General features: G+C 55.5%; 15 protein-coding genes. 10 read left to right on the top strand and 5 right to left on the bottom strand.

The features are described from left to right. Window positions 1-8: 8 nt before the first annotated feature. From THECO_RS15155 to THECO_RS15135, 5 genes are read left to right on the top strand one after another with little or no spacing between them, the layout of a single operon-like run. Window positions 9-1,661 (top strand): hypothetical protein, encoded by a 1,653-nt coding sequence (locus THECO_RS15155; protein ID WP_015255914.1) that lies wholly within the window; start codon window positions 9-11, stop codon window positions 1,659-1,661. After that, the gene (locus tag THECO_RS15150; RefSeq protein ID WP_015255913.1) at window positions 1,658-3,862 is read left to right on the top strand and encodes an RAMP superfamily CRISPR-associated protein; all 2,205 of its coding nucleotides are present in this window, start codon (window positions 1,658-1,660) and stop codon (window positions 3,860-3,862) included. Before THECO_RS15155 ends, THECO_RS15150 begins: the two co-directional genes overlap by 4 nt. Beyond that, window positions 3,859-5,106, top strand: a complete 1,248-nt coding sequence (locus THECO_RS15145) for an RAMP superfamily CRISPR-associated protein (RefSeq protein WP_015255912.1) — start codon at window positions 3,859-3,861, stop codon at window positions 5,104-5,106. Before THECO_RS15150 ends, THECO_RS15145 begins: the two co-directional genes overlap by 4 nt. Beyond that, complete coding sequence (locus THECO_RS15140; RefSeq protein WP_015255911.1) at window positions 5,103-5,504, top strand: hypothetical protein; 402 nt, start codon at window positions 5,103-5,105, stop codon at window positions 5,502-5,504. The genes THECO_RS15145 and THECO_RS15140 overlap by 4 nt, the downstream gene beginning before the upstream one ends. Window positions 5,505-5,516: 12 nt before the next feature. Next, complete coding sequence (locus THECO_RS15135) at window positions 5,517-7,658, top strand: TIGR03986 family type III CRISPR-associated RAMP protein (protein WP_041853941.1); 2,142 nt, start codon at window positions 5,517-5,519, stop codon at window positions 7,656-7,658. Window positions 7,659-8,088: 430 nt separating this feature from the next. Here the strand turns inward: THECO_RS15135 and THECO_RS15130 are convergent, their stop codons facing one another. From THECO_RS15130 to THECO_RS15120, 3 genes are all read right to left on the bottom strand, one after another. Then, window positions 8,089-9,729 carry an IS1634 family transposase gene (locus THECO_RS15130; protein ID WP_015255909.1) on the bottom strand — a complete coding sequence of 547 codons (1,641 nt, stop codon included), beginning with the start codon at window positions 9,727-9,729 and terminating at the stop codon, window positions 8,089-8,091. Window positions 9,730-9,903: 174 nt separating this feature from the next. Beyond that, window positions 9,904-11,244, bottom strand: coding sequence for an ISLre2-like element ISTco3 family transposase (locus tag THECO_RS15125; protein WP_015253270.1), 1,341 nt, complete (start codon window positions 11,242-11,244; stop codon window positions 9,904-9,906). A 261-nt stretch (window positions 11,245-11,505) separates the two neighbouring features. Next, a complete protein-coding gene (locus THECO_RS15120) occupies window positions 11,506-12,732 on the bottom strand; it encodes an IS110 family RNA-guided transposase (RefSeq protein ID WP_015255908.1) in 1,227 nt (408 codons plus the stop codon). Between the two features lie 423 nt (window positions 12,733-13,155). On the opposite strand from THECO_RS15120, the gene THECO_RS15115 reads away from it, so the two are divergent. Both THECO_RS15115 and THECO_RS15110 read left to right on the top strand, forming a co-directional pair. Beyond that, complete coding sequence (locus THECO_RS15115) at window positions 13,156-13,368, top strand: RNA polymerase sigma factor (RefSeq protein WP_015255907.1); 213 nt, start codon at window positions 13,156-13,158, stop codon at window positions 13,366-13,368. Continuing rightward, complete coding sequence (locus THECO_RS15110) at window positions 13,353-13,709, top strand: hypothetical protein (protein ID WP_157373588.1); 357 nt, start codon at window positions 13,353-13,355, stop codon at window positions 13,707-13,709. The genes THECO_RS15115 and THECO_RS15110 overlap by 16 nt, the downstream gene beginning before the upstream one ends. A gap of 197 nt (window positions 13,710-13,906) precedes the next feature. Here THECO_RS15110 and THECO_RS15105 read toward each other — a convergent pair whose 3' ends face one another. Then, window positions 13,907-15,535: a response regulator gene (locus THECO_RS15105; protein ID WP_015255906.1), complete on the bottom strand. Its 1,629-nt coding sequence runs from the start codon at window positions 15,533-15,535 to the stop codon at window positions 13,907-13,909. Further along, a complete protein-coding gene (locus THECO_RS15100) occupies window positions 15,513-17,351 on the bottom strand; it encodes a cache domain-containing sensor histidine kinase (RefSeq protein WP_015255905.1) in 1,839 nt (612 codons plus the stop codon). The genes THECO_RS15105 and THECO_RS15100 overlap by 23 nt, the downstream gene beginning before the upstream one ends. Before the next feature lie 202 nt (window positions 17,352-17,553). Here THECO_RS15100 and THECO_RS15095 point away from each other — a divergent pair, with 202 nt between their 5' ends. The 3 genes from THECO_RS15095 to THECO_RS15085 all read left to right on the top strand — a co-directional run bounded on the left by THECO_RS15095 (window position 17,554) and on the right by THECO_RS15085 (window position 20,697). Beyond that, window positions 17,554-18,429, top strand: a complete 876-nt coding sequence (locus THECO_RS15095) for a carbohydrate ABC transporter permease (RefSeq protein ID WP_041854538.1) — start codon at window positions 17,554-17,556, stop codon at window positions 18,427-18,429. Beyond that, window positions 18,429-19,265, top strand: a complete 837-nt coding sequence (locus THECO_RS15090) for a carbohydrate ABC transporter permease (protein WP_015255903.1) — start codon at window positions 18,429-18,431, stop codon at window positions 19,263-19,265. Before THECO_RS15095 ends, THECO_RS15090 begins: the two co-directional genes overlap by 1 nt. Window positions 19,266-19,377: 112 nt before the next feature. Continuing rightward, window positions 19,378-20,697: an ABC transporter substrate-binding protein gene (locus tag THECO_RS15085; RefSeq protein ID WP_015255902.1), complete on the top strand. Its 1,320-nt coding sequence runs from the start codon at window positions 19,378-19,380 to the stop codon at window positions 20,695-20,697. Window positions 20,698-20,704: the final 7 nt, after the last annotated feature.

Raw genomic sequence — 20,704 nt, 5'->3', positions numbered from 1 at the left:
GGCTTGATTTGAGCAAGAGATGGTTGGTCATGTACGAAGTCTCCCAGAAGCAGCGGTATATTTTCCGTTCGAACCGGCTGCGGGAAAACATCGGAGCTTCCACGATCATTCGCTGGCTGACGGATGAACCGGAGCGTTTATTTAAAGATTGGGACGTGCCGATGCCGTTTCCGCTGCATCGATCCGTCGGCGGGGGCAATGCCCTGTATGTGTTCGGGTCGGCTGAAGATGCGGAAACTTTCGCGAACGAGCTTTCCCTCGGCGTGTTAAAGCACCTTCCTGGGCTGGAGCTATTCCTCGTAATGGATGTCATGGAATGGGAAACGGACAAGCTTTTCGCCGAAAACGCAACATCCGATGGTCGGACGAACGTGCTGGGCGACATGCGGAACAAGCTGGCGGCCAAGAAAAACCGCAGAGTGCATGCCGTTCGTCAATACACCTGGGGCATCCATCGGCTGTGCCCGGACAGCGGCATGCCCGCCAACGAGTATGCGGAGTTGCCGGGTTCGTCCGAGAAGGTCGCCAAGTCGAAGGAACTGAACGTTAAAGACAGGTATGGCCACAGAACGCTGGATGATTTTGATGAACGTTTCCTTGAAGGGCTGGATGTTGCACAGGCCAATGGACAGAGATTGAAATTCATGGATCAGGACTACTTGGAACATGTGCTGGGTGGAGAACGTTCGGCGAAAAACTATGTGGCCATTGTGCATCTTGACGGGAACGCCATGGGGACGAAGGTGAGCGCGTTCCTGCGGATTCCTTTTTCCAACAACGACGATTATTTGAATCAGTATGCAAAGTTCACGGCGGACATCGATAAAGCGTATACGACTGCGATGCGAAAAATGATCGAGCATGTCATGCGCGAATACGACTGTTGGGCGAGTAAAATCTACGGCGACGACGAACAGAAGCAACACGAATACTCGAACATAGTTCCCTTGCGGCCTGTCGTGGCTTCCGGTGACGATGTCTGCTTCATCGCCGTCGGACAATTGGGAATCGAGCTGGCTCGCGTCTTCATCCAGTATTTGCAGCAAGAGTCCATGGAAATTGATGGCTCTCCCTTCCGGTTTGACGCCTGCGCCGGCGTGGCCATTGTCCGCCGCAAATTTCCCTTCTGGCTGGCTTACGAATTGGCGGAACGGTTGTGCGGCAACGCGAAGAAACGCCTGAAGCAGGAATCGGATCAGTGGAAGACGGTCGATTCCGGCGACAGCGGACAGCCGTTTGAAGCTTCGCTTATCGACTGGGAAGTTGCGGCTTCCGGCGATGTGGATTTGAACGTGGAGCAGCGCCGTGAGAACGTTTATCGGACGAAAGAAGGCTGTCTGCTAAACCGTCCTTATTATCTGTTCCGTGATGAATCAGACAGCAGGTATATCCATCCCTCAAATTACATGAAGGGATTTCTCCATGCATTCGATGCGATTCGGTACTCCGGCATGGCACGCAGCAAATGGAAAGCGCTGCGCTCGGTGTATCATCAGGGCAGGATGGCGGTGGAACAGTGGGTGGTGCAGAACCAGTTTGAGACGGGACTGCGTCTCTATGTGACGTTGCCAGAGCGTCAAGGTGAAGTTTCGGCTTATTTCTACGACGCCATCGACGTCATGGACCACATGATTCGGCTGGGTGAGGTGAAGGCGCAATGAGCCTGAAGGCGATCATTGAGATCGAGTTGTTGTCGGAGACGGTGTTCGGCGGAGACGGCTCCGTTCTCGGGACCGCCGACATCGAGATTCAGACGGATGAGCACGGGCTGCCTTACCTTGCTGGACGGACGCTGAAGGGGTTGATCCGGGAGCAAGCGGAATGGTACAACAGCTTTCTGCCGCAGGAGGAACGGCTAGATCGGGAAATTTTGCGGCTGTTTGGGAAGCCGTGGGAGGACAACCACGAAGGCCTGAGGTTTGGCCATGCCAAGCTTTGCGACGCCATTTACGAGTTTGTAAATAAGAACCATATTGATGCCGGGGAAGTTCTGAACGCCGTCACCAACGTGCGTTCGATGACCAGCATCGACGAATCGGGAAAGGCGGCCAAGGGAACGTTGCGACAAGCACGGTTGATGAAACCCGGGTTCAAGCTCTATGCGCCGGTGTTCGCGAACACGGAGTTTTCGGAACAAGAAGGACAGCTTCTCGAGAAAGCGGTGAAGCTCGTCCGGCATGTCGGATTGATGCGCAACCGGGGCAAAGGTGAAGTCCGGTGCCAATTGAAATGGATAGCTGATCAAACCGTCATCCAGGAACCGGTTGGCGAGGGACCGTATTACGAGCTGACGATTTATGCCCATGAGCCGCTCAAAATCAGCCAAGTGCTGGGGACGAGCGACTCTTCACACGCGCTGGGATGCATTCCCGGTTACGTGCTGCGCGGCGCTCTGGTGAGGGCTTACCTGCAATCAACGGGAAAAAGGCCGGAAGAGCTCGAGACGGAAGAGGTTTTCGATCCCCGCAAGGTGCAGTTCTGGAACGGCTATCTGGCGCTGGACGGAAAGCGCGGACTGCCCTTCGCGCAGCATTTGTTCGAGAAGAAACAGGACGCGAAGGAGTTGAAGAAGCGGAGACCGATTTATCAGTCGCTGGATGAGAAGCGATTTTCCGAAATTCGCCATGACTCGCCCGTTCGGATTTCGCGGGATGTCATGGTGATGGACAAGGATGTGGTCCTTGCGGCGAAGGTCAGGACTTCTTCGGCGCTGCATTTGAGCCTTGTGGAAGATGCGCGGCGATCGGGCCGGACGGGAGAGTACCGTTCTCGCATTTATCGGTATGAGGCGCTGGATGCCGGACAGGTGTTCAAAGCCGTGGTTTTTGCTCCGGCACAAAACGATTTCGTCCAATGGCTGACCCGGCAGAAGATATTGACACTGTGGCTGGGCGGCGCCAGAAACAGCGGATATGGTCGGACGACTGTAAAAATTGAGGCTATGCGGGAATCACCGGAGCGCATGGGTGCCGCAACTTTGAAACCGACCGGCGAGCTGTATGTGCTGGCTGCTTCCGATTGGATTATCCGGGACCGAAACGGAAGGCTGTGCAGCGCGCCGGATGCCGGGTGGCTGGGCGAGCAGCTCGGTGTTGAACTCGAACTGGAAGATCAAGTGGTCAATACACAGCTGACCGGTGGTTACATTTCCCAATGGCAGGCCTATCAGCCGTCCTACTCCGCCGTACAGGCGGGATCCATCTACAAATACCGGGTGATGTCCGGCGAGTTGGACGAACAGCGTGTGCGAGGTCTTATGGAAAAAGGAATCGGTGCCCGGGTGAACGAAGGATTCGGGCGACTCATCCTTTTCACGGAATGGCCATATACCGAGATGGTGGATTGCGAACCGGAGAACGTCGGGTTCGAAGAAGGAATGGTTATCCGCGGCGATGTTGCGTCGGATGAAGCTCAGATCGAGCGGATCATAAGGAACCTTGCCGATATGCGGCTGCAGGCAGCCACGCGGGAGAGGGTTGCGGGATGGATTAGGGATGTTCACGGGACCCGGATCAATAGTTCAAAGTGGGGAACCTTGTGGCAGGTTTCTTCGGAGATATTGGCGGATATTGCAACCGGACGTTCCACACCGGAGAAGGCCGCGGAACGATGGGGCCGATTCTGGAAGGACGTGGATGATCGAACGAACAACAAACGGGATCCTGGGTTGAACGGTGTCCGGATCGGCAAGTCTTCCTTGCGAGAGTTCATCTTTAGCCAATTGGCATACACCTATAAGCTGGATGATTGGCTGATGAAGGATGATCGAAGCCTGTACTGGAATTTGCGTGCTCTCGAGCTGTTTTTCCGGCAAAAAGTTCGCAGCAAAACGTCAACGGGCAAGAAGGTGGCGGAGAAATGAATCAGGTTCACGAGTGGTCGTTTGTTCTCGTTTCCAAATCCCCGCTCAGAATCGGCACGGATGACGGAGATTTGCTGCTGGATGACAACGGACGGCCCTTCTTGCCAGGCACGTCATGGGCGGGAGCGTGCAGGGCCTACATGACATCCATCAAAGAGTCGTATCAGGCTATGTTTGGATCTCAGGGAACAGGCGGAATCCAACAAGCCAGCCGCTTGATTTTCAGTGACGGTGTCTGCGTCACGCCCCAGCCGTTTGAGGTCAGGCCGCGTGTCCATCTGGACCGGGCAACCAAAACGGTGCATAGAGCAAAATTCGAACAGATGACGGTTGCCGCGGGTGCCAGATTCAAGGTTAAGCTGACGCTCCGCACCAATGATAATTCGGACAAAGAACTGGTGGAAATCATGTTGGATGCCTTACATCGCGGGATTATCCGCCTGGGGGCGTACAAGTCCACCGGGGGCGGGAAGGTTGAAATTGTCGACGGTCAATATATCTGCTATGACTTCGGCAACCGAGAAGATCTGGAAGCCTATGTGGAGCAGTCCAAAGCTTATGAACCTTGGAGTCCGAAGCCGAGGGCCTGGTTCGACGTGCTGAATCTTGAGATTTCAGGAAAGTTGGCCAGCCCGCTCCTGATCGCGGGGCAATATCCGCATGACAGCAGCAAGCCGGACCGTTCTCCCATTCAATCAAGTTATGATGGGGAATTGCGCTATATTATTCCCGCTACCAGCTTCAAAGGATCGCTTCGTCACCAAGTGGCTCGCATCATACGGTCGTTGTCGGCTGTGCCAGGGTTGGAAGAACATATTTTCGACGGCCGGATCGCGTTGGAAGATATCGTCCTGGAAGAGCCAAAAACCAAAATTTATCATCGCGTGGCCATCCACCCCATCAAGGGTGGATACAAAGACGGGGCGCTGGTGGAGGAAGAGACGGTCTCAGGCCATTTTGCCACCAGTCTGTATCTTCAATACGATGATCGTTCTGAGAAAGACCGGGCCGCCGCGGCGGTGTTGCTTTTCGCACTCCGGGATCTCTCGGCGGGCCGGCAGACTCTTGGAAGCGGCCATGGCATCGGCCGGGGTGAATTGAGATTGTCCGAACTCAAGATGAGCTATGCGGACAAGTCGGTCACGATCGATTTCGAAAAACGATGTGTCCATGACCCCGGGAACTGGCTGACCGAGCTGCAAGAAGCGCTGGATCGTTTCGTGAAAGAAGGTGAGGCCGGGTGAAAACTTTGCTGGTTGAAGTGAGCGGTGGCATGTTGGAATGGCCGTCCGATGTCCCGAACGACGCCTGGTTTCTGGCATATACACACAGCGAGCTGTTGTTGAAGAAAGGTCCGGAACCTTTGCATCCCGCCAGATTATATGAAGCATGGGCGTTCGACGGAACGGCTTCATGGCATCTGTGGCAGAGGGAAGATCAATGGATTTGCACCAAGTATGACGCCGACACTGCGGACAAGCGGCTTGTTATGGAAGGACGCCAGGTCCTGTCCGATACGGCTATCAAGAAATTGGCATCCGTACAGGTTAACGCCCGGTATTTGGTGATTCATGAATTGATTGAATTTGACGAAGACGGCCAAGCGTTCGTCGCCTATTCTTGCCCGATCAATTTGGCGTGAAGGAGAAGACGGATGATGCGCAATGATAGAAGTGGAACGGGAACCGGTTTGGCGCATGCTCCATACAATTTTGTGCCTTTTTCCGAAAAACGGAAGGTCAGGTATGAGAAGTTTGAGGATTTGCCAAAACATGACGAAGCATGTACCAAGGAGAACGGATTGTTGAGCGGCGAATTGACATTTCGGATTGTTGCCCAGACCCCAATACTTGTGGCCCAAGGCAATGCGGATGAAACGAATCGCAACCGTGAATTCAATCGAGATGCCTATTCCCGTTTCGAAATTCCGGGGTCCACCCTTCGCGGGCTGATTCGCAGCGCTGTTGGTATAATCGGGCACAGTGATCTGCGGGAAGGCGTGGATAACCAGGAACAAACCTTGATGTATCGCGGGCTGTCGGATGCCGTAACCAGAGGGCTGAGAAACAGGAAGAAAGAATACGATCGGATTATCAATAAGGAGACGGTCAAAGCCGGATATATCCGCATGACCGGGAAAGATAGTTACGAAATCATTCCGGCGGAAAAAATAAATGAAAAAACCTTTACGTTTGTCCGGGAGCAGCAACTCTATAAAGAAGGCGTTCTTCCCGCTCCCGACGTCAGGTCAATGTACACCAAGGATTTGCTGGAGATCGAAAAGATTGGTCGGCCAAAACCCCCCAAAAAATTGGTTGGGCCTACAAGATCAAGAAGAACGGAGTACATCGAGGACAAGAGGGCATTTTTGATTCGATACAAAGAACGATTGGATGCCTATCATGCCAGGCTAAGCCTGTATTCTGTCCAACCAAGGGTTCAAGAACTGGAACAGTTGGTTCAAGAATACAACGATATATACGGCATGTACTACAGCTACTTGAGAGCATGCCAGTCGAGACATTATGCTCCGTACATTACACGCAAGACCGTGTACATTACAGGCAACGGTGAGTATTCCTTTCAGCCCGGACGAGGTACCCGATACGAGTGTGCCTTGATGTCGTCCGGTTTCATGCAGAAGAAACAATCGCATTACCTGATCCATCCGGCCGATACCCGTGCTAAACCCATTCCGCTTCGGTTGGAAGAGGTACACTGGTATCGTTACGATCTGATTGTTAAAGGCAATCGTCTGAAATTTAAAGAGTTCTACAAGTTACCAGAGCGAAAAGGCGAACTCAAACCGTGTTTCTATGTAGCGGGTGGGGATTTCACCTTTTTCGGATTTACGCCGAGCTTGAGAGTGTTCTACAGAAACAACATTAAGGCAGGGTTGCCGGATTATTCCGAAGGTGGATTCGATTACGTCCAGGCCATGTTCGGCTTTGCAGGATCTAAAGAAAGATCCTATGCGGGAAGGCTCTCCTTCAGATCGGCGGTTATTGAAGGTGAGCCCGGTGCCATCCGTCAGGAAGTGGTTATTCCCGGACAGCCTTCCTTGACAGCTGTGGCCATGTATATTAAACAGGACAACCACGGTGATTTGAAAACACTGAACGACAAGTATGAGTGGCGGGGGATCAAGCAGTATTGGCTGAAGCGGGACTTTGAGCAGCCAGAGAAGAATCTGAAAAGCGCGCAGAAGGATAACAGTGATGTAAAGTCCATTTTGCATCTGTTGCCCAAAGGAACCGTCTTCAATGCATCTATTCGCTTCGAACGGCTGCATAAGGATGAGTTGGGCTTGCTTCTCGCCGCCCTGACATGGCCGAAACACCAGACGATCGGCATGGGGAAGCCGTATGGTGCTGGTTGCGTAACTTTCGAGGATATTCGGTTGTATCTCGATAATGTGATGTATCGGTTGGACCAATTTTTCCAGGATAAACCGAAAGAAATTCCGCGGGAACAATTCGATGAATTTATTGATTCATTCTGCGATCAGATGAAATCGGTCTGCGAGGATGTGAAGCAATCCGAACCCGTTCGGGTCTATTTGGCGATGCGGGAGAAGGTATATGATCACATTGACAAACGGTACATGCCGTTGTCTGATCGAGATGGATATCCTGCTTACCAATCCCTGTTGCCGTTGCCAACTGTGGGACAGCTTTTGTGGAATGAGCCTACGACCGTGCGCGAAGATGCTGACCGACAGCAACAGAATCACTGGCCAATTAAAAAGCAACAGTCTGGCTGGAAAGAAAATCCGAATAAGCCATACAAACAATAATCAAAATTCTGGCCACCAGAGTAGACTGATGAGCATTGGTCAGGATTGCTGAAATGGAAAAAGGATCAGGATAGGGGTTAATCCGATCATAGTGGAAATATTACCTCTGAATCTATCAAGTTTTATGTCATCGATCCCTGGTAGCGCAAAATCCTCCGGGGGTCGATGACAAAAGTGCAGACTGGAAGATGAGGAAGGGTTGCATGAAATATTGGATGAATATTGCTATTTGAGGCTTAATGTAATACGAATTGAAGCTTGATTTTACGAAGGTTTTAGGATTTTTATCGTACCTATGAGGAATTGAAACTTCATCCGTTTTCTCCCCGTGTTCGACAGTCAGTAGATGCACAAACCGCCACAAGCCCAAGCGGGACGAGGGATGCGGCGGTTGTGGATAACTTCGTGTGGTGCCTACACTTTTGAGGGGTCATGAAAGCGAAATATCCCATATTTGCTGGGGTTCTGCGATTTGCAAGGCCGAAACAATGCCCCGATGTTCGTCTGTTAATTCCGTTCGCTGCCGCAGCTTTCCGGCATCCAATCGGTACTCAACCAGATGCAACGTCTGCATGAGGGAACGAATATCGCGCCACGTTTGGCCGGTCTGGTTTTCCGCAATCCGGATGAGCATCAAGGCTAGCCAGCAAAGCAGGACGTGCGCGCGAATCCGTTCTTCTTTTCGGTGGTAGACCGGCCGCAGTTCCAACGATTGCTTGAGTGTCCGAAACGCGGCTTCCACCTGCAGCAATTGTTTGTACCCAAGTGCCACATCTTCCGCGGACAACGTATCGTCTGAAGTACGCAGCAAGTATTTGCCGTCCAGATGCTCCATCGCTTTGACGGAGGCCAGATCGATCCGCAGATTGCCGCGCTTGTCGGTCTTGAGATATCGCTTGTACGTCGGATGGCTGTGAAGACGGCAGTGGGCCTGGGTATGCGCTTCGCCGTCCAGTTCCTTCAATCGGGCAAGCTCTGTGCGCAGCCGCTCCAGATGCGCTTCGCGCCGGGCGGCATCCCGCCTGGCTTCCTCCGGATTGCGGACGAGCACGTATCGTTTGCGAGCTTCGCCATCCCCCACGACAATTTCCTTGACTTCCAGGTTGTCGCGGATCATTTTGAATCGTCCCGGATGTGCCAGTGCCGCTTCCACTGCTGGTTTGCCCGACGTCATTTTCTCCCCGGCAATGTAGTGACCGCCGCTTTGCTGCAACACCCGCAGATTGTCCTCGGAGGAGAAACCGCGGTCGACGACGGTGACCACACGCCCGAGTTTCCAACCGATCAAGTCCTTCTTCACCTGCGGCACAACGTTCATATCCGACGTATTCCCCGGCCACACCCAACAGCGAATCGGGATGCCTTCCCGCGTAACGGCAAAACCGATGACGACCTGCGGAAGGTCGGGGCGATGGTCTTTCGAATAACCGGTTTTGCGAAAATCGTCTTCGTCGTCCTCTTCCGTTTCAAAGTACGTGGAGGTCGTATCGAAGAACAGCAGATCGACTTCCAGGTTCAGCAAATCCGCGACCGTATGGAACACTTCGCGTTGGATGCTTTCTTCCGACGTGAGCAGAAAATCCATTGCCCGATAGCCATGCTGCACGTCAAACGCTGGAAGATCCGGAATGGCCACTTCGCGATCCACCCAATCTTCCATGGCCAGCTTGCTGCTGGGTGCCAACGCCCGGTTGGCCACCATGGCAAAGATGGCGCGTTCCACCGGCATGCGGTATTCCCGATCGGCAAGCCGTCGTGTGATCGCTTCGCCGATCCCAAGCTTCTTCCACAGTTGATCGAGTAACCATACACCGCCCAGCGAACGACTGCTGAGCAGCGTGACCGATGTGGATGGCGATGGAGAAGGCGCCTGCGGCTCACCCACAAAACGATGGATGCTGGCGGCAAGGCGCTTTAAGCCTTCCATGTCCAGTTCGTCAGCGCGGCCGAAATGGTACAGGACTTTCGCTTGCGGCGTCCCGGTCACCGGATTTCGTACATTATGGGCAAGCTGAACGTAACGGGTGACCGAACCATTTTTGTTTTTCCGAGAAATCGTTCGTATGTACATATCTACATGATATCGTATATACTACAAGAAATGCAACAAAAACATCGAGTTAGTCTGAGTCAAGTCAGCGTGGGCACCTTATTGGGGATGCTGGATCACAACCGAAAAAAGAGCCAATCCCTTGTTAGCGGTTTCAGTTTTTCTTCCTTCAGGAACTGCTCCAGATCCCTGGTATCAGTATCCTCTAAGTCCTTTTAATGCCATTCCAGTCGGGCGACTTTGCCATTGGCTTCTGAGCAGTCGGATCATTCCGTCAACATAGCCTTTCGCCGGTCGTATGGCGTCGTGAAGCAACCTCCGTACACTAACCACACGTTGCGGGGACTCAACTGCGTGCTCCTCGGCTTCTTCCAACCTGCCGATCTGCCTGCGTCGCATGACGGTCTCCAGCATCGCCCTGCAGCCTCGTTCACTCCAGCTGTATCCTCCGCGCTTCGTCCGTTTCGCCAACACCCGCATCTGGGCTTCCGCGCTTCCCATCGGCCTCATACCCCTCGTATCGATACCGTGTGCCTCAAGGGTCTTCCGGTAATCCTCCAGATGCTTGCGGTGCCGCCTCAAGAACGACTGGTAGGCGGTCCATTCTTCCCGTTTGTCAGGCGCAATCGCTTCGATCGGCACGCGCTCCACGGCCGCCATCAAGGCCGCCGGCTCCTGCCTGGCCAACGCCTGTCTTGCTTCTTTCCATACCTTCGGCAGGTGGCCCACAAACCGCTTCAGATCACGTGCCACATGGAAGCGATCCAGCGTGTAGATGCACTTGTGAAAGTACGATTCACATTCCCCGATCCACTTCGCTCCGTCTCCGCCCACCACCAGCCAGGTGTCCCCGTCGATCTCGTACCGTTCGGTCAGAAAGTCGCCAAACGCTTCCCAAAAGTCGCCCTCCCCCCGATGCAGATCATGCTGCTTGTTCCTAAGCCGCACACGCTTGCCGACCTGCTCCCAGCCCTCATGTACCACGGCAATCGCATGTTCCATCCCTTTCCGCTTCCGCCGTTGCAATTTCGTGTACAGGCCATCCGCTTCCACGAACAGCACCTTGGCCGGTCGTTTTTCTGTTGCTTTGACCGGCTTCTCCGCTTGCTCGATCAGCTTCCCGCGAATCGCCTCATGGCTGAGCACCGCATAGCCCAACAGTTGCTCAAGCCGTCTGGCGCTGTCACGATACGACGGCCCTTCCGCGGCAAAGGCAATGGCTGTTTCCAACAAATGCGGGCTGACTTTTCCTCGCCCCTCAAATCGCATGTGCTGGTCGAGCAAGTACACGTGTTTGCCGGTTTGGCGATCCATGTACAATCTCCGCTTGAAGCGAATGTTGCCAAACACCGTATTCACGCTGGTCTCCCGTTCAGCCTTGACGCGATACCGCTCTCGATCCCTTTGCTCCAAAATGATCTGATCCAACATCTCCAGCGTGCTTCTCATCGCGTCGACGAACATGTCTTGCATCTTTCTGAACATCCACTCTTCAAGCTCTTTCATTGCAGGAATGGCTGTGGTAAAGTGCTGCATAGGAGCCTCCTCCTTTGAGGGTGTTTTTTTGCCAAATTCCACTCTACCAAAGGAGAGGCTCTCTTTCTATGTCCGCTTTTTCCAATCTTTACCCCAACGCTAATTTTACTCTAACGAGGAATTGAAACAAAGCAAATGCACATAGCATGAAATCTCACCTCTCAAGTTTTGATCGTACCTATCCCGAAAATAATAGTCGCTAAAAAGCACAAAAAGGCCAACCCACCGTTACATCGCTTCAAATTGGAAAATGATAGGGGATTATGCGGTTTGCTCCCGTTCTTTTACCATAACGTCATATCCTAACATTTCCAACTTCCGTATCGCTTGTCGGGCCATCTGTTCACGCCGGCGTTCTTCGTAATAATGAGGCCCCAGTTCGTTGTAAACCTGTTTTTCCTTTAGCAGATGGTAGACGATGGTCAGGATCCGATGGGCCACCGCCACAGCCGCCCGATTGGCCCCTCGTCTGGCGGCAATGCGATGATATAGACTGGACAGATACGTGTGTTTCGTTCGGACTGCTGCCCGTGCCGCCTCGATGAGAGCGCTCCGAAGCTTCGGATTCCCTTTGGTCGTTCGCCCGGACTTTCGTTTCCCAGCACTTTCGTTGTTCCCTGGAGCCACCCCCGCCCACGAACACAAATGAGCGGCAGACGGAAAGCGGCTCATGTCGGTCCCCGTTTCAGCGACAATTTGTTCCGCCGTCCACCGGGCCACCCCGGGAATGGTGTCCAGCCGCTCCAGGTCTTCCTCAAAAGGGAGCATCCGCCTCTTGATCTCCTCGTCCAACTGTTGAATCAGCGCGTCCAGTTCATCGACGTGCCGCAGTTGGGTTTGGAGCATCAACCGTTGGTGCGGGCCGATCAGTCCTTTGAGCGCGCGCTGGAGATCCGCTTTCTTGTTCTTCAGACGCCGAAGTGCCAACTCCGACAAGGATTCCGGATCAACGTTACCGGCTATCAGCGCTTCGATCATCGCACGCGCCGATTTGCCCAGAATATCGCTGGCTACCGACGACAGTTTGATGTTGGCGCCTTCCAGCACTTTCTGAATCCGGTTGACTTCTCGTGCCCGCTCCTCGATCAGACTACGGCGGTATCGGATCAACTCGCGAAGCTCCCGTTGATCACGCGGCGGAATGAAGCTGCCTCGGAGCAATCCAAGCCGGAGCAACGAAGCGATCCACTCGGCATCCTTCACATCGGTTTTTCGTCCGGGAACATGCTTGATATGTTGCGCATTGACGACCAAGGTTTGAATCTCTTCCGTCTCCAACAGGTTATAGACGGGTTTCCAGTAGGAACCGGTGCTTTCCATGGCGGCGTGGGTGCAACCTTTGCTCTTGATCCAGTCCACCATCTGCAACAGATCGTCGGTCATGGTCGAGAATGTGCGGATTTCTTTCTCGTCCGGCGTGATAATGCAGGCCACGACCGTCTTTTTGTGGACATCCAGTCCACAGACATGGCTGTAGACGACATCCATGATGGACAATCTCCTTGCGGCTTTGTCGATTGAGGGCTGGTGCAACGACCACACATGGGCCATTCTATCCCGCGTGCTTCCCGAGGGAGCGACAATCTGTGGTGCACCTGGTCGTTGGGGTCCGTCTAAGAGTCGGGCTCGCAGCACCAAGAAACAACGACCTCCCTCCACCAGCCGCAGGAATATTGTACCGCATTCGTCCATTTTCATCATCTGCTGGTGCCGCATTAGCGGCATGGGGGTCTATGAGGAATTGAAACTCTCAGCCGCCATGGTCACGGCGTATCACAGTCGAAATCCTTCAACTCTTAGCAATATCAGCATTACCGCTTCTCCCAATCCGCTGCTGCGGTGGAGAAGCTTTTTTTCTCAATCTTCGAACCAACCGCCCTCCCGCGTTGTCTATAAATTGAGGTGAGACCATTGGCCGATGAACATTGGCGGCATCTGGCGGGCCTGGACCCGCATGCCCTGGATCAGCTCATGGCGGAATACGGACAGACGGTGTGGAACTACGCCTTTCTGCTCGTAGAGCACCGCGCCATGGTCGACGATATCACCCAGGACGTGTTCCTCAAGGCTTATCGCCGGTTCGGGGAGTATCGAGGCGAGGCATCATCTTGTCCCGGAAAATGACGGTCATTGGCGATGCCGTTCACGGGGTGGTGGCGGCGGACGAGTTTGTATGGAGAGGAGTTGGCTGGCAGCGCGGCGCCCGGGTGACATATACGCCGTCAGAGAATTTAAAGGACACCCAATCGAAAGTGCTCGCCAGTGGGTGGGGCTTCGGCGCGGCGGACGAGAACATCAACGGTTTCATGGGCTTCGTGCTCGATCCGGCCATTACCCGCGTGCGCGTGAGGGACCACCTGGACGGGGTGTATGAAGCGAAGTTGTTCCAGGATGCCGAAGGGGGGAGGATCTGGTTCTGTCCGAAGATCGGGGCGAACCTCCTGAACGGCATAGAATATAACTGACTGAAGCGCATCGCATCCTGCGCCCGAACGGCCGCCTGTCCGTATCCGAGCAGCCCGGCGATCCGCATTTCGTATCCAGGGACGAGGCGCGGAAACTGGCGGAGCGGAACGGGTTCAAGCTGGAACAGTCTTTCGGGCCTCGCTCCAATTACACGCTGAACTTCCGCAAAACAAACGGGGAATGAGGCCGCGCCGCCTCATTCCCCCGTGCGCTCGTGCTTCTTCCGGTATTCGTTCGGCGACTGGCCGACCATCTTCTTGAACACTTTGCTGAAATATTTCTCGTCCTGATACCCGATGATTTCCGCGATCTGCGCGATGCGAAGATTCGGGCTGAGCAGCAGCTGCTTCGCCTTCTCGATGCGGACCCGCGCGATGTAGTCGGAAATGTTCTCCCCGAACTCCTGCTTGAACCTCCGCGAAATATATTCCCGGCTCAGATAGAACCGATCCGAAATATGCTGCAGCGTCATCTCCTCATGGTAATGCCGCTCAATGTAGTCCGCGATGTCGCGGATGATGTTGCGCTCCCGCTGCGCCAGCTTGGCCAGCATGACGGAGAGGCGGATCAGATCCCGCGCCACCTCGTCTCGCAGGAGCCGGAGCGACAGCCTGCCGCTGTCGTCGAGCGGGAAGATCGGGCTGTCCGCATCCTGCGGCACCAGCGGCGAAGCCGACTCTTCGTCCGGCAGGAACTCGCCGATACAGCGGGACTTGAACACGGTGTATTCGTGGTTCCACAGCTCCATCTGTTCGGCCGTAATGGAGCCGAGCGGCTCGATGGCGGCGATCCACTGGTCGGTGACCGATTCGATCTGGTCTTCCCGGGCGCTGAGCAGGGCGGAGCGGAAATCGGCCTCGAACCGGCTGAACGGCAGCGGCACGAAACGCTGCGGCTGGCCCGCGCCGTAATGCAGCATGCGCCCGGGCGTCTGCAGCAAATTCCGCTGCCGCAGGGCGGCCAACGCCTCGCGGTACGAGTCTTTCAGCCCGCCGGGGAACGGCTGCATCGTGCCGATTCCCGCATCCAGGCTGCCGCCCAGCACGAACCGGATGCCCTCGTTGATGCCGCGGATGCGGTCCTCGAGCGTCTCCGGCGAATGCCAGCAGACGACGACCAGCTCATGCGGGCTGTTCCAATGGCGGAACGCGTAGCCCGACCTGTCGCGCTGCAGCACTTCGTTCGCGATGTTCGTCAGCGAGAAGAACAGGAGGTCGAGGTGCGAGCCGAACTTGTCGCGGATGAAGCGCGGCAGCGTGTCGATGCTCATGACCGCGGTCCGGCCCGTCTCCGGCCTTGCGGCAACGCGGAACTCCCGCTCGAAATGTTCCGCGAACGATTCGTACTTCCCGGCTTCTTCGATCAGGCCTGAGAACAGTTTGTCCCAGTAGGCCGGCTTGATCCGGTTGATCTCGATGGAGCGGATCTGGTTTTGTTTTCGCGCTTCATTTTCCTTGTGCCAGCTCTGTACCGCCTTCGCCAGCGCTTCGTTCAGTTCGCCCTCGTCGATCGGCTTCAGGATGTAGTCCATGCCGCCGTATTTCACCGTGTGGCGGACGAAGTCGAAATCGTCATGCCCGCTGATGACGATCGTCTTCGCCTGGGGCTGATGCCGGTGAATCCACTCCAGCAGCTCGACCCCGCTCATCACGGGCATGCGCATATCGGTAAAAATGATTTCGGGCCGCTCGGCTTCGATGATGCGGACGGCCGACTCGCCTTCCGGCGCTTCGAACACCTCGTCGATCCCGTACCGCTCCCACTCGACCAGCAGACGGATGGCGTCCCGGACATGCTTCTCGTCATCCACGATCAGTGCTTTCATCGAACAGGCCCTCCTTCCCGCCGAGCGGAATCGAGATGATGACCTCGAGCCCGTGCGGCGCGCGGTTTTCCAGTCTCATCCGCACCTCGTCGCTGTAGAAAAGCCGAAGCCGGGACAAAATGTTGATGAGCCCGATGCCATCGTCTCCGCTCACCGGTTCGAACACGCTTTCCGTCCGGTTCAGGATGGCCTGAAGCTTCTCCCGTTCCGCTTCCTCCATGCCGACGCCGTTGTCCGCGACACGGATTTCGAGGACGGAAGGCTCCGCCATCCGGCAGACGACGGTGATTTCCCCGGGTCCGAGCGCCGGCTGGATGCCGTGCTTGAACACATTTTCCACGATCGGCTGCAAAATCATCCGGGGCACCTGGACGGCACCGGCCGCGTCATCCGCTTCGATCCGGTACTGCAGATTCTCATCGAACCGCTGGCGCTGCAAGGCCAGATACGACTGCACGTAGTCAAGCTCCGCGGACAGCGGAACGCTCGAGTTGTCCGCGCGCATATGGTAGCGCATCATTTTCCCGAGGGAGGAAATGAGCGTGTACACCTTGCGGTCCCCGTGCTGCAGCGCCAGCGTGCCGATCGACTGCAGGACGTTGTTCATGAAATGCGGGTTGATCTGCGCCTGCAGCGCCTTGAGCTGGTTCGACTTGCTGGCGAGCTCCAGCCGGTATTCGCGCATGATGAGCTGATTGATCCGCTGCATTAATTGGTAAAAACGCTTGGACAGAATGCCGATCTCGTCGCTCCTGTCGATCGCCAGACCCGCGTCCAGATTGCCGCTTTCGAGCTTGTTGATGTAGCGCAGGAGCTGCTTGATCGGATTCGTGAACCGATAGGAGATGATCACGGCGGCGGTCGCGGCGATGATCAGGAACACCGACACAGCCAGGCTGTTGATCAGCGTCAGCTGCCGCGGGTCCCGATACAGCGTCTCATAGGGCATCCGTTTGACGAGCAGCCAATCCAGCCAGGGCGCTGACAGACTTTCGTAGATGTGAATGCCTTCGAACCGCCCGTCCTCGTAATGAAAATGGCCCCGATCCGCCGTCTGCTCCAGGATGCTCTGCACCCATGCATGCCCGCCTTCTTCCGCCGAATCCGCATCGGAAGCGAAGATCAGGTTGCCCTGCCGGTCGAGAATGTAAAGTTCCTCGCTGCCCGGGGTGTACAGCATGCTGCTGATCTCCCGGATCATGTCGGTCCGGATGTCGATCGACATGATGCCGAGCACTTCGCCGGTCGGCGCGTTCAGAATCTTGCGGTGGAACGAGAACACTTCCTTTGACAGATGATACGGAAATTTCGGCTTCTCGATGCCGTACTCATGGCTGGCATGCACGGCTTCGATCTGCGCGTCCCGCTCTTCATCCAGATCCGGGATGTACGTCTGCCCCGGGGTGCTGCGCAGCAATTTGTAGGCGTACCGGTACGAGTGGTCCTCCATGGCGGAGTAGAGGTAGATCTGCTCGATTTCCTTGACGGAGTTCGCCATGAACTGCAGGTTCCGGTACATTTCCCGCTCTTCCAGATACGACTGGGTGCCGTTCTGGATGAGCTGATAAAGGCTGTATTTATCGGACAGGTTGTTGTAGGTGAGCAGGGAGGCTTCGTTGATGCGTTCCAGATAGCCCAGCAGGTTGACGGCCCCTTGATGCATCAGGTTCGTATTTTCCCGGATATAATAGGACTTCACGGATTCTTTCGTGTAGTTGTAGGTGATCAGGATGGAGATCGAGATCGGCAGAACGATGGAGGCCAGGAGAAACGCGATCAGCTTGTTGCGCAGACTGCTTCTGTAAAACGTTTTCATCCCGCTCCCCTCTCGTTCCATCAGAAATCGTATTCAGTATAACAATTCGACATGCGCCTTGCCACTTGCAAAGATTGACGGCTTCGACATCAAAATATTGCACCTCTTTCATCATGAAAATCCGTGTTCATGCGCATACTTCTTCCTTATACTTTGCTGTACACAATGCCGGATGAGGGAGGAGATTGTATTGCAGCACAGAATGAAGCGGCTCTCCGATGCCGTTCAGCAGCTGGTGTTTGTCGGTCCGGCGCTGTTGTTCTTCTGCCTGATTGTGCTCGTGCCGTTTCTCATGAGCTTCTACTACAGCCTGACGGACTGGAACGGCGTCACGACCCGGGTCGTGTGGGCCGGTCTGAGCAACTTCAAGCGCATTCTGCTTGAAGACAGCGAATTCAAGAGCGCGTTCTGGTTTACCGCGCGCTACACGCTGGCCGCTGTCGTGTTCGCCAACGCGGTCGGGTTCACGCTGGCGCTTCTGCTCACCCAGCCGCTCAAGACGCGAAACGTGCTTCGCACCGTTTTCTTTCTGCCGAACGTCATTGCCGGGCTGCTGCTCGGGTTTATCTGGTCGTTCATCTTCGTGAAAGGGTTTGCCGCCATCGGGGAATGGACCGGAATCGGCTTCTTCAAGCTGCCCTGGCTGGGCACGGCGTCCACCGCGTTCTGGGGCATGGTCATCGTGAGCGTCTGGCAGATGGCCGGCTACCTGATGGTCATTTACATCGCAGCGATGATGAACATGCCGCGGGAACTGATCGAGGCGGCGAAAATCGACGGGGCGGGCCGCTGGAAGATGCTGAGGAGCATCATCGTGCCGCTCGTCATGCCCGCGTTCACCGTCTGCCTGTTCCTGACGCTGTCCTGGTCGTTCAAAGTGTTCGACCTGAACCTGTCCCTGACGAAGGGCGGTCCGTTCGGTTCGACCGAATCCGTCGCCCTGAATATCTACAAGGAAGCATTCCAGAATAACAGGTATGGACTGGGCACGGCCAAGTCGCTGATCTTCTTCGTCGTCGTGGCGACGGTGACGACGCTGCAGGTCATCTACACGAAACGGAAGGAGGTTGAGGTATGATGGAGCAGACGCAGAGATACAACGCGCGCCTGCTTGCCATGGAAATCGCGGCGGTGCTGCTGGCGCTGCTGTTCCTCGTTCCGTTCTATTTCGTGGTCATCAACTCGCTGAAAAGTTTCGGCGACCTGATGCGCAACGCGGCGGGCTGGCCCGAAGCCTTCCGCTGGGACAACTACGCGAGGGTATGGGAGATCATGAAGTTCCCGCGGGCGTTCATGAACTCGCTGCTCATCACCGTGCTGAGCAACGCCGGGCTGGTGCTCATCAGCGCGATGGCCGCGTACCGGATTCTGCGGCGTCCGACCGTGTTCAACCGGGTGCTGTTCGTCCTGTTCATTGCCGCCATGGTCATTCCGTTCCAGTCGATCATGATTCCGCTGGTGAAGGTGGCTTCCGAAGTCGGGCTGATGGACAGCCGGTTCGGCCTGATCATCTGCTATTTCGGATTCGGCGTGTCGCTGAACCTGTTCCTGTACCACGGATTCATGAAATCGATTCCGCTGGAGATCGAGGAAGCCGCGGTTGTGGACGGCTGCACGCCGTACGGGGTGTTCTGGAGGATCGTGTTCCCGCTTCTCAAGCCGATGACGATCACGATCCTGATCCTGAACAGCCTGTGGATCTGGAACGACTTCCTGCTGCCGCTGCTTGTCCTGCACAGCGCGGACATCCGGACGATTCCGCTGCAGACCTACTCGTTCTTCGGCCAATATACGAAGCAGTGGGACCTCGCCCTCGCGGGGCTGGTGCTGGGCGTGGCTCCGATGGTCGCGTTCTTCCTCCTGATGCAGAAGCATATCATCGCCGGCATTTCCGCCGGCGCGGTCAAGGGCTAGGACAACAAGTTCCACTTTTTTGTTCAATAAAGTCGGTTAAGCGCCTGAAGTCGTTGTCTTTACAATGGGATTGCATCCAAGCAAAATCAATCATCAGGGAGGTCAACGGTACATGAAAAAAAGAAGTCTCGCGTTGCTGGTGTTCGTGCTGATTCTCTCCCTCCTCGTGGCCGCGTGCGGCGGCAAGGGAGGCGGCTCGGACACGGGAAGCAACGCCGGTTCGTCGGACGGAGCAAACGGCGGCGGATCGGGCGAGAAAGTCACCATCAAGATGTTCCAGTTCAAGGTCGAGATTGCCGAGCAGCTCGCCAAGCTGATTGAAGAGTATGAGAAGCTCCATCCGAACATCAACATCGAACTGGAGACGGTCGGCGGCGGCGCGGACTACGGCGCGGCGCTGAAGGCGAAGTTCAATTCCGGCGACAAACCGGACATCTTCAACAACGGCGGCTTCAGCGAACTGGATCTGTGGATCGAGCACCTGGAAGACCTGACGGACGAACCGTGGGTCGCGAACCTGGTGGACGCCGCCAAACCGCCGATGACCAAGGACGGCCGACTGTACGGCATGCCGGTCAACCTGGAAGGCTACGGCTTCATCTACAACAAGGACCTGTTCGCCGAGGCGGGCATCACCGAAACGCCGAAGACGCTGGATGAACTCCGGGCGGCCGCGCAGAAGCTGAAAGACGCGGGCATCACCCCGTTCATCAACGGCTACGCGGAATGGTGGGTGCTCGGGAACCACTTCATCAACATCCCGTTCGCCCAGCAGAAGGACCCCGAAGCGTTCATCCAGGGGCTGTACGACGGCACCGAGAAGATTCCGGGCAACGAAGTGTTCAAGCAATGGGCGGATCTGTTCGATCTGACGCTGGAGTTCGGCCAACCGAACCCGCTGCAGACGGACTACAACACGCAAGTTTCCGAATTCGCCATCGGCAAGGCGGCCATGACCCAGCAGGGCAACTGGACGCAGGTGGCGATCTCCCAGACGAACCCGGACATCAACATCGGTTTCCTGCCGATGCCGATCAACAACGACGCGGACGCGATGGACAAATTGCCGGTCGGCGTGCCGAGCAACTGGGTCGTGCACAAGAACTCGCCGGTGAAGGAAGAAGCGAAGGCGTTCCTGAACTGGATGGTGACGTCCGAAATCGGCCAGCGCTACATCACGGAAGAGTTCAAATTCATCCCGGCGTTCACGAACATCCAGGCGGACGAATCGGTGCTGGGGCAGCTGGCGGCGGACATCATCCGCTACAGCCAGGAAGGCAAGACGCTGACCTGGAACTGGTTCAAGTTCCCGGGCGGCGAAGCGTCCAGCAACAAGTTCGCGGACGTCATGCAAGCGTACATCGGCGGACAAATCAACAAAGATCAAATGTTCGAGCGTCTGCAGCAAGCATGGGATGAAATGAGCAAATAATCCCGCG

This window comes from Thermobacillus composti KWC4, assembly GCF_000227705.2.
GTDB classification, from domain to species: Bacteria; Bacillota; Bacilli; order Paenibacillales; family Paenibacillaceae; genus Thermobacillus; species Thermobacillus xylanilyticus.
Note: the sequence above shows the minus strand (reverse complement) of the source record. Positions and strands in the feature narration are given on the sequence as shown.